Below are 16,802 nucleotides of genomic sequence, written 5' to 3' on the forward strand. Positions count from 1 at the left end.
TTGCTGATTGCTGATTGCTGATTGCTGATTGCTGACAAGCTTGACCTGGAATGCAAGCAACTGTGGCGAGGGGATTTATCCCCGCTGGGCTGCGCAGCAGCCCCAAAGCTGCGAAGTCATTCTGTCTGACACACCGAGACACCTGCCATGGGGCTGCTTCGCAGCCCAGCGGGGATAAATCCCCTCGCCACAACAGTATTCCAGCTATCAAGCGGCGCCTGGCCTTCACACCAACCGACGAGTGTTATAAAGACATCCCAAAAGTCTCGTCCGCCGTACTGCGGGTTTTCACACGTGGAAATCCCGACAAGCAGCGACGACTTGTCATAGAACCTGTTTTTTGTTGATTGAACGTTCAATCAAAACAAAATAGACTGGCCTTCGTCCCGACAGGCGAGCTTCGCCCGTCGGATGGCCTAAGGAGATGTGCTAGATGCCCAAGGTCGGTATGCAACCCATCCGCCGCCAACAACTGATCGAAGCCACGTTGCAAGCGGTCGATCAAGTCGGCATGGGGGACGCCAGCATTGCGTTGATCGCCCGTTTGGCCGGTGTCTCGAACGGCATCATCAGTCACTACTTTCAGGACAAGAATGGCCTGATCGCGGCTACGGCCCAGTACCTGATGACGGTCCTGAGCGAGAACGTCACCGCGCGCCGCCAGGCGCTGGAGGACACAAGCCCCCGGGCTCACCTCAAGGTGATCATCGAAGGCAACTTCGACGCCAGCCAGGTCAACGGCCCGGCAATGAAAACCTGGCTGGCCTTCTGGGCCTCCAGCATGCACCACCCGTCTTTGCACAGGTTGCAGCGGATCAACGATCACCGTCTGTATTCCAACCTGTGTTGCCAGTTCCGCCGTGTGTTGCCCGTGGATCAGGCACGCAGCGCGGCACGGGGCCTGGCCGCGCTGATTGACGGTTTGTGGCTGCGCGGCGCGCTGTCGGGAGACGCGTTCGATACCGCCCAGGCGCATCAGATCGCTTACGAATACATGGATTTCCAACTGGCCAAGGCAGGGGCACCAGAGCACACAGAACCGCTCGACCCCTGAACCGTCGCCCAAGCGCGTAGTCAGCTATAGACGACACGCCCGGTGGACAGCCAACCACTCATGCACTTGCGAGGACTTTATGGCCCGTTTCGAACTGCAAAAACTCTACATCGATGGCGCGTACAGCGATGCCAGCGGCGACGCCACTTTCGAAGCCATCAACCCTGCCAACGGTGAGGTCCTTGCCCAAGTGCAGCGTGCGACGTTCGAGGACGTCGAGCGCGCCGTGGTCAGCGCCGAAAAGGGCCAGAAAGTCTGGGCCGCCATGACCGCCATGCAGCGTTCGCGGATCCTGCGCCGCGCCGTGGAGATCCTGCGCGAGCGCAACGATGAGCTGGCCGCCCTGGAAACCCTCGACACCGGCAAGGCCTACTCCGAGACCCGCTACGTCGACATCGTCACCGGCGCCGACGTACTGGAATACTACGCCGGCCTGGTACCTGCCATCGAAGGCGAGCAGGTTCCGCTGCGCACCACTTCATTCGTCTACACCCGTCGCGAACCCCTGGGCGTGGTGGCCGGTATCGGCGCGTGGAACTATCCGATCCAGATCGCCCTGTGGAAATCCGCACCGGCCCTGGCGGCCGGTAACGCGATGATCTTCAAGCCGAGCGAAGTCACCTCGCTGACCACCCTGAAGCTGGCCGAGATCTACAGCGAAGCCGGCGTTCCAGCGGGTGTGTTCAACGTACTGACCGGCAGCGGCCGTGAAGTCGGCACCTGGCTGACCGAGCACCCGCGCATCGAGAAGATCTCCTTCACCGGCGGCACCGACACCGGCAAGAAAGTCATGGCCAGCGCTTCGAGCTCTTCGCTCAAGGACGTGACCATGGAACTGGGTGGCAAGTCGCCGCTGATCATCTTCGACGACGCCGACCTGGATCGCGCCGCCGACACCGCGATGATGGCCAACTTCTACAGCTCCGGCCAGGTCTGCACCAACGGCACCCGCGTGTTCGTGCCGAGCCACCTCAAGGCCGCCTTCGAAGCCAAGATCGCCGAGCGCGTGGCGCGCATCCGCGTCGGCAACCCTGAGGACGAAAACACCAATTTCGGTCCCCTGGTGAGCTTCGCCCACATGGAAAGCGTGCTGGGCTACATCGAGAAAGGCAAAGCCGAAGGTGCGCGCCTGCTGTGCGGCGGCGGCCGCCTGACTGAAGGCGAATTCGCCAAGGGTGCATTCGTCGCCCCGACTGTGTTCAGCGATTGCACCGACGAGATGACCATCGTGCGTGAAGAAATCTTCGGCCCGGTGATGAGCATCCTCACCTATGACACCGAAGAAGAAGTGATTCGCCGCGCCAACGACACCGACTTCGGCCTGGCCGCTGGCGTCGTGACCCGCGACCTGAACCGTGCCCACCGCGTGATCCACCAGCTCGAAGCCGGCATCTGCTGGATCAACGCCTGGGGCGAATCGGCGGCTGAGATGCCGGTCGGTGGCTACAAGCAATCGGGCGTGGGCCGGGAGAACGGCATCAGCTCGCTGAACAACTTCACCCGCATCAAGTCGGTACAGGTCGAGTTGGGCGATTACACGTCGGTGTTCTGATCTGAGACGAGACCTTGAGTGAACGCCGTTGTGGCGAGGGGATTTATCCCCGTGGGCTGCGTAGCAGCCCCTCCCCAAGGCCCCCCACTCTCCAGACAAGTCCAGTCGCCGGTTTTACGACTGCTGCGCAGCCGAACGGGGATAAATCCCCTCGCCACGGGTTGCGTGGCACCCGGCAAGCGCGACCTGAACCCAATTTCAAAAGAGGGTGCATTTCATGTCCCAAGAATTCGATTACATCATCATCGGTGCCGGCTCGGCCGGTAACACCCTGGCCACCCGCCTCACCGAAGACGAAGGCGTCACCGTCCTGCTGCTCGAAGCCGGCGGCCCGGATTATCGCCTGGACTTCCGGACGCAAATGCCCGCCGCCCTGGCATTCCCCCTGCAAGGCCGACGCTACAACTGGGCCTACGAAACAGACCCGGAGCCGCACATGAACGGCCGTCGCATGGAATGCGGTCGCGGCAAGGGCCTGGGCGGTTCTTCGCTGATCAACGGCATGTGCTACATCCGCGGCAACGCCCTGGACTATGACAACTGGGCAAAACTGCCCGGCCTCGAGGACTGGACGTATCTGGATTGCCTGCCCTATTTCAGAAAAGCTGAAACCCGGGACATCGGCCCGAACGATTACCACGGCGGCGACGGTCCGGTCAGCGTGACCACGCCCAAGGCCGGCAACAACCCGCTGTTCCACGCCATGGTCGAAGCCGGCGTGCAGGCCGGCTACCCGCGTACCGAAGACCTCAACGGCTACCAGCAGGAAGGTTTCGGCCCGATGGACCGCACCGTCACGCCCAACGGCCGTCGCGCCAGCACCGCTCGCGGATACCTGGACGTCGCCAAGAAGCGCTCGACCCTGACCATCGTTACCCATGCCCTGACCGACAAGATCCTGTTCGAAGGCAAACGCGCGGTCGGCGTGCGTTACCTGGTGGGCGCCGCTGAAGAACGCGTCGAAGCCCGGGCGCGCAAGGAAGTGCTGCTGTGCTCCGGCGCCATCGCCTCGCCGCAGATCCTGCAACGCTCCGGCGTAGGTCCGGCCAAGCTGCTGGAAAGCCTCGACATCCCCGTGGTCCACGACCTGCCGGGCGTCGGCGAAAATCTCCAGGATCACCTGGAGCTCTACCTGCAATACGCCTGCACCCAACCCGTCTCGCTCTACCCCTCGCTGCTCTGGTACAACCAACCGGCCATCGGTGCCGAATGGCTGTTCAACGGCACCGGCATCGGCGCCAGCAACCAGTTCGAGGCTGGCGGCTTCATCCGCACCCGTCCGGAATTCGATTGGCCGAACATCCAGTATCACTTCCTGCCGGTGGCGATTAACTACAACGGCAGCAACGGGGTGAAGGAACACGGTTTCCAGGCGCACATGGGCTCCATGCGCTCGCCAAGCCGTGGCCGGATCCAGGCCAAGTCCAAGGACCCGCGCCAACACCCGAGCATCCTGTTCAACTACATGGCGACCGAGCAGGACTGGCAGGAATTTCGCGATGGCATCCGACTGACCCGCGAGATCATGCAACAACCGGCGCTCGATCCGTTCCGGGGTCGCGAGATCAGTCCGGGCATCGAGGTGCAGACGGACGCGCAACTGGACCAGTTCATCCGCGAGCACGCCGAAACCGCGTTCCACCCATCCTGCTCGTGCAAGATGGGCACCGACGACATGGCGGTGGTGGACGGCGAAGGCCGCGTGCATGGCATGCAAGGATTGCGCGTGGTGGATGCCTCGATCATGCCGATCATCACCACCGGTAACCTGAACGCGCCGACGATCATGATGGCCGAGAAAATCGCCGACAAGATCCGCGGGCGCAAGCCATTGCCTCGCTCGACTGCTCCGTACTACGTGGCTGGCGACGCGCCGGTGCGCGGTAAGCCGATGCGCGAAGTGGGGCCTACCGCCCAGTAAGGCGTGGCAACGCAATCGCGAGCAAGCTCGCTTGTATGGTAGGACTTGAAGGGAGGAGGAGGGACAAGGCTCGATTCTGACTGTTTGGCGCAGTACAGACCGTGGGAGATTTCGCCCCTCCTCCTTTCACCCAAGCGCCGATAAAGAATGCATCTGGCCTAAACCGACGATAGGAACAAGCCTGCGCCTCTGGGTGAACCCTTCAAGTGTTCAAACCTTAGCCCGGAGAATTTTCAATGGCAATGCCGGTTTCTGTCACAAAGCCGATTGTGGGCGTGGATGTCGCCAAGAACGAACTGGTGATCTATCACGCCGAACTTGACGTACTGGAGGCGACTCCCAACAACAAAGCGGCCATCAAAAAGTGGTTGAAAGCATTGCCGGGCCCCGTCGCTGTAGCCATTGAGTCGACCAATATCTATCACCTGGAATTCGCTGATCTGGCCTATGAGGCCGGCTGCGAGATCTACATGGTGGGCGGTTATGAACTGCATCACTACCGCGAAGGCGTAAAAATCCGCGCCAAAACTGACGCGCTGGATGCCAAGCTGCTGGCCCGTTACCTGAAAAACGAAGGGCATGAGCTTAACCCCTGGACCCCGCCATCTCCGCTGTATCGCCAGCTCCTGAGCCTTTTCCGCCGTCGCGCAGCCCTGGTTCAGGCTCGAGTGGCCCTGGTACAAAGCTGGGCTAACGAGCCGCTGCTGAAGACCGCTTTCGCCGAACAAATTGCAGCCATGCAGAGGCTTGAGACATTGATCGAGAAGACGATCAAGGATCATCTGAGGGATGCCGGTTTGCAGGGTCAGTTGAACCGTTGCTTGAAGGTTGAGGGCATTGGATTTCTGACCGGAGCCCGCTTGCTTACGGCATTTCAACGAGGGGATTTCAGAAACTCAGACGCCTTCATTGCCTTTTTGGGAATGGACTTGCGAGTGTCGAAATCAGGACAAAAAGATGGGCGCCGTAGCTTGAGTAAACGAGGCGACCCGGAAGTCCGTCGGCTGTTACACAATGCCGCCATGTCGGCTAGCCGCACGTCCGCCTGGAGAGGCTTCTATGAAAAGCAAAGAGCTCGCGGTTTCACTACCACTCAGGCGTTGGTAATGCTGGCTCGCAAGCTTGCTCGGATCGTATTCGCTCTGCTGAAAGGGCAAAGCGAATACCAACCTAACGCGGCTTGAGGGCTTTCCCTCAACCATAGAATCTCCCACAGGGGATCCCCGGTGGACACAAATCTTGTGATCACTAAAGATCCACTGTGGGAGCGGGCTTGCTCGCGAAGGGGCCGGCACATCCAACATTTTCATCGACTGTCACTCCGCTTTCGCGAGCACGCTCCCACAGGACCCGTGGTGGCCGCAGATTTTGTGACCACCCAAGATCCACTGTGGGAGCGAGCTTGCTCGCGATTGCGTCCCCCCTGACACCCCCAAATTCCTATCTGCCTTGATCCCACCCCCACCCCAGGCCTAATCTAGAGCCGCCGCGTCAAATCACCGCACTGCGCCGTACCCTCGCTCCAGACAAGGAGGTTCCATGTTCGACTTCCACCCCCGGCTCAAGGAGCGTTTCGCTGCCTTGCGCACGGGCGCTGAATTCTTTTCCCTGCGTTACGTGCGCGAGTCCGGCCAGCATTTGTCGGTGCGCAAGAACGTCGCCGAACCGCCCAGCCTGGGCCGTGATGAGGGGGCGATGCTCACCGCGCGGGTCAACGGTGTCGAGGCGTATGCCGCCACCAACGACCTGTCCCAGGCCGGTCTGCAAGCGGCACTCGAGCGCGCCGAGCAACATGCCCGCCAGCTCAAGCCCCATGCCCTGCTCGACCTGCGCGAGCAAGCGGTGTCCAGCGACCGCGCCGACTATTTCTCACCGCATTTCGACCAGGCCTTCCCTTCCCTGAGCGATTGTTACCAATTGCTCGGCGACGAATCGGCCGCGGTGCCCCAGGACGAGCGTCTGGTGAACTGGCAGGCCAGCATCGGCCTGACCCAGGTCGAGCAGATCTACCTCAACAGTGCCGGCGCTGAACTGCGCCAGGCTCAACGCTTCATCTACCCGGCACTGGACGTCACCGCCTTCGACGGCCGCGACAGCCAGACCCGCACGCTGGGCCGGGAAAACTTCGGCCAGCAAGGCGGTTTCGATGTGATCAACCGCTGCGGCCTGATCGGTGCCGGACCGAAAATCGCTGACCAGGCCCTGCAATTGCTGATGGCCCCGAACACGCCACAAGGTCCCCGTGACCTGCTGCTGATGCCCGACCAGATGATGCTGCAGATCCACGAGTCCATCGGCCATCCGCTGGAACTGGACCGCATCCTCGGGGACGAGCGCAATTACGCCGGCACCAGCTTCGTCAAGGCCAGCGATTTCGGGCACCTGCAATACGGCTCCCACCTGTTGAACGTGACCTTCGACCCAGACATCCCCGAAGAACTGGCGAGCTACAGCCATGACGACGACGGCAGCGCCGCCAGCAAACAGTTTCTGATTCGCGAAGGCCTGTTGCTGCGTCCACTGGGCGGGGCGCTGTCGCAGTTCCGTGCAGGCCTGGACGGTGTCGCCAACAGCCGTGCCTGCGGCTGGAATCGACCGCCCATCGACCGCATGGCGAACCTGAACATCGAGCCCGGCGACCAGTCCCTGGCGCAACTGATCCAGGGCATCGAGCGCGGCGTGCTAATGCGCACCAACCGTTCCTGGTCCATCGACGACGCCCGCAACAAATTCCAGTTCGGCTGCGAGTGGGGTCAATTGATCGAGAACGGCGAACTCAAGGGCGTGGTGAAGAACCCCAACTACCGGGGCATTTCCGCACAATTCTGGAAGAGCCTGCGCGCCGTGGGCGATGCCAGCACCTCCCAGGTCCTGGGCACGCCGAACTGCGGCAAGGGCGAACCGAACCAGGTCATCCGCGTCGGCCATGCGTCGCCCGCCTGTGTGTTCAGCAACGTTGATGTGTTTGGGGGAGATGCCTGATGAGTACTGTCAATGATCAGGCCGGGGCGTTCAAGGCGCTGGTCGACTGGCTGCGCGATGCCCTGCAAGAGCCGGAACAGTTCACCCTTGGCTACGCCGCCGAGTCCTCGGCCTTCGTGCGTTTCAACCACGGCAAGGTCCGCCAGGCCGGGCAGGTGCAGCAGGCCAGTGTCAGTTTCAAATTGATCGACGACGGTCGTCACGCCGACTTGCAGATCACCTTGTCCGGCGACCCCGAGACCGATCTGCAACGCCTGTCCGAAGGCCTGCAACAGCTGCGCGAAACCTTGCCGCTGCTGCCCCGTGATCCGTATCTGTTGCTCAACGCCGACCACTGGCAGAGCCACAACGTGCAGGACCACCCGCTGCCGGACACCGAACAAGCCGTGGCTGAAATCACCCGAGCCGCTGAAGGCCTGGACCTGGTGGGCTTCTACGCCGCAGGCCCCATCAGCCGGGGTTTCGCCAGTTCTTCGGGCGCGTTCGGCTGGCATCAGGCCAACAGTTTCAACTTCGATTTCAGCCTGTTCCATGAAAACGGCCAGGCGGTGAAAGCCAGCTATGCCGGGCATGCGTGGAGCAGCGAAGGATTTGCCCGGCGCTTCGAACAGGCCCGCGAACAACTGGCGTTTCTCGGCCGCCCGCTGCGCACGTTGCCACCCGGCGAGTACCGCGCTTACCTGGCGCCGGCCGCGCTGGAAGAAATCATGGGCATGCTCAGTTGGGGCGGATTCTCGGCCCGTGCAATCGCCAGCAAGCAAAGCCCGCTGCAGAAGCTCTACGCCGGCGAAGCCCACTTCAGCCCCAACGTATGGCTGGCGGAGCAAGTCAGCGGTTCCTTGAGCCCTGCGTTTTCCGACGAAGGTTATCCCCGCGATGACTTGGGGCTGATCGCCAAGGGCACGGCCAATGCGCAGTTGGTCAACTCCCGCAGCGCCGCCGAATACGGCCTCGCCGCCAACGGCGCCAGCAGTTACGAATACCCCACGGCACTGGACATGCAAGGCGGACAACTGGAGCAAAAACACATCCTCGAAGAACTCGGCACCGGGCTGTACATCAGCAACCTCTGGTACCTGAACTACTCGGACCAGCCGGCCGCCCGCCTGACCGGCATGACCCGTTTCGCCACGTTCTGGGTCGAGAATGGCCAGATCCAGGCGCCGGTCAGTACGATGCGTTTCGACGACAGCGTCTACAGCCTGCTCGGCGCGCAACTCGAGGGCCTGACCCGCGAGCGAGAACTTCTGCTCTCGGCCAGCACCTACAGCCAGCGGGCGACGGCCTCGATGTTGTTGCCGGGGGCGCTGGTCAAGCGGTTGACCTTGACGCTGTAACCCCACCCTACGCACACCTGTGAAGGGGGTTACTTGTGGCGAGGGGATTTATCCCCGCAGGGGCGCGCAGCGCCCCCAAGGCAGCCAACTACAATCCGCCTGACACACTTGGGCGGCAGTTTTAGGGCTGCTTCGCAGCCCGGCGGGGATGAATCCCCTCGCCACAACAACGGCACCTGTTCCTGATCAACACTTCATACAAGAGGTCCCATGCCCAACCGCGCACCGCTCGACGCCGTCACTGCCCGCTGGCTTCCGTGGGTGGTGGCGATCGCCTTCTTCATGCAGTCCCTGGACGGGACCATCCTCAACACCGCCCTGCCCGCCATGGCCAGCGACCTGGCGGAAAACCCGCTGCGCATGCAGGGCGTGATCATTGCCTACATGCTCACCGTGGCATTACTGATCCCGGCCTCGGGCTGGATCGCCGACCGTTTCGGCACCAAGAAGATTTTCTTCGGGGCGATCCTGCTGTTCAGCTTCGGCTCGTTGCTGTGCGCCTTGTCCAGTTCGTTGAGCATGCTGATCGGCGCCCGGGTCATCCAGGGCCTGGGCGGGGCACTGATGTTACCCGTGGGCAGGCTGGTGGTGCTGCGGGCGTATCCGCGCTCGGAACTGGTGCGGATCATGGGCTTCATCACCATCCCCGGCCTGCTCGGCCCGCTGATCGGGCCGACCATGGGCGGCTGGATGGTGGAGTACCTGACTTGGCACTGGATCTTCATCATCAACCTGCCGGTGGGCGTGATCGGCTGTTATGCCGTGTGGAAGTTCATCCCCGACCTGCGGGGCAACGAGCGCACGCGGTTCGATGGACTGGGGTTCCTGCTGTTCGGCGCCGCGATGGTGTTGATCACCATCGCCATGGAAGGCCTGGGTGAACTGCACTTGCCGCACCTGCGCGTGATGTTGCTGCTGTTCGGCGGCATGGCTTGCCTGGCGGCCTATTGGCTGCGGGCCGGGCGTGTCGAGAACGCGTTGTTTCCACCGTCGCTGTTCAAGACCCGGACCTTCGCCGTGGGCATCCTCGGCAACCTGTTCGCGCGCCTGGGCAGCGGCGCCCTGCCGTTCCTGGTGCCGTTGCTGCTGCAAGTCGCCCTGGGCTATTCACCGTCCCAGGCCGGCATGAGCATGCTGCCCCTGGCGGCGGCGGCCATGGTCGCCAAGTCCGTGGCCCGGCCGCTGATCGAGCGCCTGGGCTATCGCATCGTCCTGACCGGCAACACCGTGGCCCTGGGCGTGATGCTGGCGAGCATGGGCCTGGTCAGCGAACAGACACCGTACTGGCTGCTGCTGGCGCAACTGGCGGTGCTGGGCGCGATCAATTCGCTGCAATTCACCGCGATGAACACCGTGACCCTGATCGACCTGGACGACGCCAGCGCCAGCAGCGGCAACAGCCTGCTGTCGGTGGTGGCGCAACTGTCCCTGAGCCTCGGCGTGGCCTGCGCCGGCGCCCTGCTCGGCGGCTTTACCGCCCAGGTGGGCAACGATGGGGTGGAGACAGTGCTAGGGGCGTTCCAGTTGACGTTCGTGACGGTGGGGATCATGGCGATGCTGGCGGCGACGATTTTTTCCCAGTTGTCCAAGCAGGATGGACGGCGGCAGAAACGTCCCGATGAGCATATCGAGCACTAACCGAGCTTGAGTGGCTCGGTGAGCTTTTGTGGCGAGGGGATTTATCCCCGCTGGGTTGCGCAGCAGCCCCAAAAAGGCTGAATGCGTTCTCCCTGATCCACCAAGGTGACCATCCTAGGGGCTGCTTCGCAGCCCTGCGGGGATAAATCCCCTCGCCACAGGGAATTCGCCCACTTCAGAACTGCGCCACAGCTCGTCCAGAACTTTCGAAGAAAGTGGCACGAGGCTGCTACACTGCGCGACATTTTGTTTTGCAGGCCAGTCCCGTGACCACCATTGCCACCGCTTTTAATACTTTGCCGCTGTCCGCCGCCATGCTGGCTAACCTCGAATCACTCGGTTATGCCCAGATGACGCCGATCCAGGCGCAAAGCTTGCCGGTGATCCTCAAGGGCATGGACCTGATCGCCCAGGCCAAGACCGGTAGCGGCAAGACCGCCGCCTTCGGCATCGGCCTGCTGAACCCGATCAACCCGCGCTTCTTTGGCTGCCAGGCCTTGGTGATGTGCCCGACCCGCGAGCTGGCCGACCAGGTCGCCAAGGAAATCCGTCGGCTGGCCCGCGCCGAAGACAACATCAAAGTCCTGACCCTGTGCGGCGGCGTGTCCTTCGGCCCGCAGATCGCTTCCCTGGAACACGGCGCCCACATCATCGTCGGCACGCCAGGGCGCATCCAGCAGCACCTGCGCAAGGGTTCGCTGGTGCTCGACGGCCTCAACACGCTGATCCTCGACGAAGCCGACCGCATGCTCGACATGGGTTTCTACGACGCTATCGAAGACATCATCCAGCAGACCCCGGAGCGCCGCCAGACGCTGCTGTTCTCGGCCACCTACCCGGTGGGCATCAAGCAGCTGTCGTCCAAGTTCATGCGCAACCCGCAGCAAGTGAAGGCCGAGGCGCTGCACTCCGACGCGCAGATCGAGCAGCGCTTCTACGAGATCGCCCCCGAGGAACGCATGGACGCAGTGGTCAAGGTACTGGCGCATTTCCGCCCGGCCTCCTGCGTAGCGTTCTGCTTCACCAAGCAGCAGGTCCAGGAAACCGTCGACCACCTGACGGCCAAGGGCATCTCTGCCGTCGGCCTGCACGGCGATCTGGAGCAGCGCGACCGTGACCAGGTGCTGGCGATGTTCGCCAACCGCAGCACCTCGGTGCTGGTGGCCACTGACGTAGCGGCCCGTGGCCTGGACATCGACGCCCTGGACATGGTGATCAATGTCGAGTTGGCCCGGGACTCGGAGATCCATATCCACCGCGTCGGCCGTACCGGTCGTGCCGGTGAAAAAGGCATCGCCATCAGCCTGGTGGCGCCGTCCGAAGCCCACCGCGCCCAGGCCATCGAGCAACTGCAGAAGTCGCCCCTGAGCTGGGACCAACTGGATAACCTCAAGTCCCAGGGCGGCGGCCCGCTGCTGCCGGCCATGAGCACCCTGTGCATCGGCGCCGGGCGCAAGGACAAGGTCCGCCCCGGCGACATCCTCGGCGCCCTGACCGGCGAAGCCGGCATCCCTGGCGCCCAGGTCGGCAAGATTGCGATCTTCGATTTCCAGGCCTACGTGGCCGTGGAACGTGGCATCGCCAAACAGGCCCTGCAACGCCTGAACGATGGCAAGATCAAGGGCCGGTCGTTGCGGGTACGAATCCTGTAAACAACCTTCAACCCAATGAAGATCCCTATGTGGGAGCGGGCTTGCTCGCGAAGGCGATGTGTCAGTCCATTCAATGTTGACTGATACACCGCCTTCGCGAGCAAGCCCGCTCCCACATGGTTTTATCGGTGAAATTAAATTTGTGTGAGGACACCGTTTTGCGCTCTACCGAAGTCGTGATCATTGGCGCTGGCGCCGCAGGGTTGATGTGCGCGCTGACCGCGGCCGCGCGCGGGCGGCAGGTGATGTTGCTGGACCATGCCAACAAGGCCGGCAAGAAAATCCTCATGTCGGGCGGTGGACGTTGCAATTTCACCAACCTGTACACCGAGCCGGGCAATTTCCTGTCGCAGAACCCGCACTTCTGCAAATCGGCCCTGGCCCGCTACACCCAGTGGGATTTCATCTCCCTGGTGGCCAAGCACGGCGTGCCCTATCACGAGAAAAAGCTCGGCCAGTTGTTCTGCGATAACAAGTCCAGCGACATCCTTGGCCTGCTCTTGGATGAATGCGACCAGGCCGGCGTCGGCCTGCACCTGGACACCTCGATCACGCAGATCGAAAAAAACGACGGCGGCTACCTGCTGCAAACCACCCTCGGCGCCATCGCCTGCCAATCCCTGGTGATCGCCACGGGTGGGTTGTCGATCCCGACCCTGGGGGCGACCGGCTTCGGTTATCAGGTGGCGAAACAGTTTGGCCATGCGCTGCTGCCGACCCGCGCCGGGCTGGTGCCGTTCACCATCACCGATCAGCTCAAGACCCTGTGCAGCGAGCTCTCGGGCACATCGGTGGATTGCCTGGTGAGCTGCAACGACCAGAGTTTTCGCGAGAACATCCTGTTCACCCACCGCGGCCTGAGCGGACCGGCGATCCTGCAGATTTCCTCGTTCTGGGAACCGGGGGACACGGTGCAGATCAACCTGCTGCCCGACCACGATGTGCCGCAATGGCTGCAACAGCAACAGGCCGAACGACCCAACAGCGAACTCAAGACGTTGCTGGGGGAGTTGTTCACCAAGAAGATGGCCAACCTGTTGGCCGACACCTGGTTCGCGTCCAAACCCATGAAGCAGTACACCCACGCAGAGCTGGCGGACATCGCCGAGAAACTGGCGAGCTGGAACGTCGTTCCCGCCGGCACCGAGGGCTACCGCACCGCCGAAGTCACCCTCGGCGGCGTCGACACCCGGGAAGTTTCGTCCAAGACCATGGAGTCGTTGAAAAGCCCAGGCCTGTATTTCATCGGCGAAGTGCTGGATGTCTCCGGGCACCTGGGCGGGTTCAACTTCCAGTGGGCCTGGGCGTCGGGGTATGCCGCCGCGCAGTACGTCTGATCCGGCACGATTTGAATGTGGCAGTAACCCTGTGGGAGCGAGCTTGCTCGCGATAGTGGTGGTTCAGTCAACATCAATGTGACAGGACTGCCGCTATCGCGAGCAAGCTCGCTCCCACAGGGGGCCAGTGGTGTTTTCTGGATCGCACTCACACGCACCGGAACACTTTTTGCTGTCGGATGTGATCGCCGCCATTGCGTCGGCGTCATTACTGCCTCAATTTAGCGTCATTGCCCGTCAGGCCCGTGCACTTCATGTCAGCGAACTCGTTTAGCCAGTCTTTGCGTCGCCTTTGGGCGTTGGATAAGTTCAGTTATAGCGTGCGGGTCTTCATCGCCCTGACCGGCAGCATGGGGTTGTGCTGGTACCTGGACGAGATGGCGCTGCTGATTCCCTTGTTCCTGGGCATCATCGCCAGCGCCCTGGCCGAGACCGACGACAGTTGGCAGGGCCGCCTCAATGCGCTGGCCGTGACCCTGGTGTGTTTCAGCGTGGCCGCGCTGTCGGTGGAATTGCTGTTTCCCTACCCCGTCCTGTTCATCGTCGCCCTGGCCCTGGCGGCATTCGGCCTGACCATGCTGGGCGCCCTGGGCGAGCGCTATGGCGCGATTGCCTCGGCCACGCTGATCTTGTCGGTCTACACCATGATCGGCGTGGACCAGCGCGGCGGCGCAGTCAACGATTTCTGGCATGAACCCCTGCTACTGGTCGCTGGTGCCGCGTGGTACGGCCTGCTGTCGGTGTTGTGGCAGGCGTTGTTTTCCAACCAACCGGTGCAACAAAGCCTGGCGCGGCTGTTTCGCGAACTGGGACGCTACCTCAAACTCAAGTCGTCGCTCCTGGAGCCGATCCGCCAACTGGACGTCGAAGCCCGACGCCTGGAACTGGCCCAGCAAAACGGCCGGGTGGTCGCCGCGCTCAACAGCGCGAAGGAAATCATCCTGCACCGCGTGGGCAATGGCCGGCCCGGGTCGAAACTCAGTCGTTACCTGAAGCTGTACTTCCTGGCCCAGGACATCCACGAACGGGCCAGTTCCTCTCACTACCCCTACAACGCCCTGGCCGAAGCCTTCTTCCACAGCGACGTGCTGTTCCGCTGCCAGCGCCTGCTGCGCCAGCAAGGCAAGGCGTGCCAGGCACTGGCCGAGTCAATCCAGCTGCGCCAGCCGTTTGTCTACGACGACACCTTCGCCGAGGCCCTCAACGATCTGCACGCCTCCCTCGAACACCTGCGCATCCAGAGCAACCCGGCCTGGCGCAGCTTGCTGCGTTCGCTGCGGGCCCTGTCGGTGAACCTGGGCACCATGGACCGCCTGCTCAGCGACGCGAGCAACCCCGACGCCCTGGCCGACGCCACCGACAGCAGCCTGCTGGACCGCTCGCCGCGAAACCTCAAGGATGTCTGGCTGCGCCTGCGCACCCAGCTCACACCCACATCGCTGTTGTTCCGGCATGCCCTGCGCTTGCCCTTGGCCTTGAGCGTGGGCTACGCCGTGGTGCACATGATCCACCCCTCCCAGGGCTATTGGATCATCCTCACCACGCTGTTCGTGTGCCAACCCAACTATGGCGCCACCCGACGCAAGCTCGGCCAGCGGATCATCGGCACCGCCATCGGCCTGACGGTGGCCTGGGCGCTGTTCGATCTGTTTCCCAATCCGCTGGTGCAATCGTGCTTCGCCATTGCCGCCGGGGTGGTGTTCTTTACCAACCGCACCACCCGCTACACCCTGGCGACAGCGGGGATCACCATCATGGTGCTGTTCTGCTTCAACCAAGTGGGTGACGGCTACGGGCTGCTGTTGCCGCGGCTGTTCGATACCTTGCTCGGCAGCCTGATCGCCGGGCTGGCGGTCTTCCTGTTCCTGCCCGACTGGCAGGGTCGCCGGCTGAACAAGGTGCTGGCCAACACACTGACCTGCAACAGCATCTACCTGCGCCAGATCATGCAGCAGTACGCCGCCGGCAAAAGCGACGACCTGGCCTATCGCCTGGCCCGACGCAACGCCCACAACGCCGATGCCGCGCTGTCCACGACGCTGGCCAACATGCTGATGGAGCCGGGGCATTTCCGGAAGGAAGCCGATGTGGGTTTCCGCTTCCTGGTACTGTCCCACACCCTGCTCAGTTACCTGTCAGGCCTGGGCGCCCACCGCGGTACCGAACTGCCGGCGCAAGTACGTGAACAATTGATAGACGGTGCCGGGGTCAAACTGGCGGCGAGCATCGACGAAATCGCCCAGGGCCTGGCGAGCAAACAACCGATTGCGATCCAGAGCGACGAGGAAGAGGCCCTGGCCAGTGAGCTGGAGCAGATGCCTGATGACATCGACGAAGGCCAGCGGCTGGTGCAGACGCAACTGGGGTTGATCTGTCGACAGCTGGGGCCATTGCGGACCTTGGCGGCGCATCTGATCAAGGACACCAGTGAGGCTTGAGAACCGTGGTGAATGGGCCGGCCTCTTCGCGAGCAGGCTCGCTCCCACATTGAATCTGCTGTAACAAGAAGTCTGTGCACACCAGCGATCCACCGTGGGAGCGAGCCTGCTCGCGATAGGGCCGCTCAGGCGCTACATCCCGTGCGCCTTCAATAACCGCTCATAACTCCCATCCGCCTTCATCGCCGCGATCGCCCGGTCGAACCCGGCGACGATCTGTTCGTGCTCCGGGTTCTTCAGGCTGACCAGGATGTGCAGGCTGTTTTCGCTCAAGGGCTTGGGCAGGAACTCCACGGCGCTGCGCACCTTGGGCGACTCGCGGGCCAGGTAATAGCGGGCGACGTACTCGTCTTCCAGGGTCAACTTCACACGGTCCGCAGCCAGCATGCGCACTGCCATGGCGAAGTTATGCACCGGGACTTTCTGCATGTGCGGGTCTTCATCGAAGTCCTTGGCGTAGGCATAACCGCGCACGACGGCGATAGGGTAGGCACGCAGCTGTTGCAGGTTGTCGAACTGGATCGCCTCGTCCTTGCGCTTGAGGAAACGCACGCGGTTGAGCAGGTATTCGGCCGAGAACCGGCCTATATGGGTACGCTCCTCGCTGTACCAGGCGTTGACCAGCACGTCATAACGACCCTCGCCGATGCCCAGCATCGCCCGGGCCCAGGGCACCTGCTCGAAGTCCGTGGCATAGCCGGCCCGCGCCAGGGCCGTGCTGACGATATCGGTCGCCAGGCCACCATTGAGCAAGGTGGAATCGGTAAAGGGCGGCCAGGCATCGGCGACCAGACGCAGCTTCTGCGCACAGGCCTCGTAGCTCAGCAACAACAACCCGATCAACGCAAGAGCTCGATGCAATCGCGGCATGCCAAACGTCCTTGACGGGTT

The 16,802-nt window shown here is 62.5% G+C and carries 11 protein-coding genes; 10 read left to right on the plus strand and 1 reads right to left on the minus strand.

Annotated elements, in window-relative coordinates:
- Positions 1-433 precede the first annotated feature (433 nt).
- The 10 genes from betI to yccS all read left to right on the plus strand — a co-directional run bounded on the left by betI (position 434) and on the right by yccS (position 15,911).
- Entirely contained in the window at positions 434-1,054 is a 621-nt protein-coding gene (gene betI, locus ACMTA2_RS30370) for a transcriptional regulator BetI (RefSeq protein ID WP_413793014.1), read from the plus strand.
- Between the two features lie 79 nt (positions 1,055-1,133).
- Complete coding sequence (gene betB / locus ACMTA2_RS30375; protein WP_413793015.1) at positions 1,134-2,606, plus strand: betaine-aldehyde dehydrogenase; 1,473 nt, start codon at positions 1,134-1,136, stop codon at positions 2,604-2,606.
- Between the two features lie 217 nt (positions 2,607-2,823).
- Positions 2,824-4,527 (plus strand): choline dehydrogenase, encoded by a 1,704-nt coding sequence (betA, locus tag ACMTA2_RS30380; protein WP_413793016.1) that lies wholly within the window; start codon positions 2,824-2,826, stop codon positions 4,525-4,527.
- 236 nt (positions 4,528-4,763) lie between these two features.
- Positions 4,764-5,711, plus strand: a complete 948-nt coding sequence (locus tag ACMTA2_RS30385; protein ID WP_413791447.1) for an IS110 family transposase — start codon at positions 4,764-4,766, stop codon at positions 5,709-5,711.
- Positions 5,712-6,066: 355 nt separating this feature from the next.
- Positions 6,067-7,509, plus strand: coding sequence for a TldD/PmbA family protein (locus tag ACMTA2_RS30390; protein WP_413793017.1), 1,443 nt, complete (start codon positions 6,067-6,069; stop codon positions 7,507-7,509).
- The gene (locus tag ACMTA2_RS30395) at positions 7,509-8,846 is read left to right on the plus strand and encodes a TldD/PmbA family protein (RefSeq protein ID WP_413793018.1); all 1,338 of its coding nucleotides are present in this window, start codon (positions 7,509-7,511) and stop codon (positions 8,844-8,846) included. The genes ACMTA2_RS30390 and ACMTA2_RS30395 overlap by 1 nt, the downstream gene beginning before the upstream one ends.
- 210 nt (positions 8,847-9,056) lie before the next feature.
- Entirely contained in the window at positions 9,057-10,484 is a 1,428-nt protein-coding gene (gene mdtD, locus ACMTA2_RS30400; RefSeq protein ID WP_413793019.1) for a multidrug transporter subunit MdtD, read from the plus strand.
- 314 nt (positions 10,485-10,798) lie between these two features.
- The gene (gene dbpA, locus ACMTA2_RS30405; RefSeq protein WP_413795745.1) at positions 10,799-12,136 is read left to right on the plus strand and encodes an ATP-dependent RNA helicase DbpA; all 1,338 of its coding nucleotides are present in this window, start codon (positions 10,799-10,801) and stop codon (positions 12,134-12,136) included.
- A gap of 158 nt (positions 12,137-12,294) precedes the next feature.
- Positions 12,295-13,473, plus strand: a complete 1,179-nt coding sequence (locus tag ACMTA2_RS30410) for a BaiN/RdsA family NAD(P)/FAD-dependent oxidoreductase (protein ID WP_413793020.1) — start codon at positions 12,295-12,297, stop codon at positions 13,471-13,473.
- Between the two features lie 254 nt (positions 13,474-13,727).
- Positions 13,728-15,911, plus strand: coding sequence for a YccS family putative transporter (gene yccS, locus ACMTA2_RS30415; RefSeq protein ID WP_413793021.1), 2,184 nt, complete (start codon positions 13,728-13,730; stop codon positions 15,909-15,911).
- A gap of 132 nt (positions 15,912-16,043) precedes the next feature.
- On the opposite strand, the gene ACMTA2_RS30420 is transcribed toward yccS, so the two are convergent.
- Positions 16,044-16,781, minus strand: coding sequence for a substrate-binding periplasmic protein (locus tag ACMTA2_RS30420; RefSeq protein ID WP_413793022.1), 738 nt, complete (start codon positions 16,779-16,781; stop codon positions 16,044-16,046).
- Positions 16,782-16,802 lie beyond the last annotated feature (21 nt).

It is taken from the genome of Pseudomonas medicaginis (assembly GCF_965119365.1).
Classification (GTDB): domain Bacteria; phylum Pseudomonadota; class Gammaproteobacteria; order Pseudomonadales; family Pseudomonadaceae; genus Aquipseudomonas.

What these genes read in the sequence shown, in the direction of transcription:
- betI (WP_413793014.1), top strand. Translation starts at nt 434, where the DNA reads ATGCCCAAGGTCGGTATGCAACCCATCCGCCGCCAACAACTGATCGAA.
- betB (WP_413793015.1), top strand. Translation starts at nt 1,134, where the DNA reads ATGGCCCGTTTCGAACTGCAAAAACTCTACATCGATGGCGCGTACAGC.
- betA (WP_413793016.1), top strand. Translation starts at nt 2,824, where the DNA reads ATGTCCCAAGAATTCGATTACATCATCATCGGTGCCGGCTCGGCCGGT.
- ACMTA2_RS30385 (WP_413791447.1), top strand. Translation starts at nt 4,764, where the DNA reads ATGGCAATGCCGGTTTCTGTCACAAAGCCGATTGTGGGCGTGGATGTC.
- ACMTA2_RS30390 (WP_413793017.1), top strand. Translation starts at nt 6,067, where the DNA reads ATGTTCGACTTCCACCCCCGGCTCAAGGAGCGTTTCGCTGCCTTGCGC.
- ACMTA2_RS30395 (WP_413793018.1), top strand. Translation starts at nt 7,509, where the DNA reads ATGAGTACTGTCAATGATCAGGCCGGGGCGTTCAAGGCGCTGGTCGAC.
- mdtD (WP_413793019.1), top strand. Translation starts at nt 9,057, where the DNA reads ATGCCCAACCGCGCACCGCTCGACGCCGTCACTGCCCGCTGGCTTCCG.
- dbpA (WP_413795745.1), top strand. Translation starts at nt 10,799, where the DNA reads ATGCTGGCTAACCTCGAATCACTCGGTTATGCCCAGATGACGCCGATC.
- yccS (WP_413793021.1), top strand. Translation starts at nt 13,728, where the DNA reads ATGTCAGCGAACTCGTTTAGCCAGTCTTTGCGTCGCCTTTGGGCGTTG.
- ACMTA2_RS30420 (WP_413793022.1), bottom strand. Translation starts at nt 16,781, where the DNA reads ATGCCGCGATTGCATCGAGCTCTTGCGTTGATCGGGTTGTTGTTGCTG.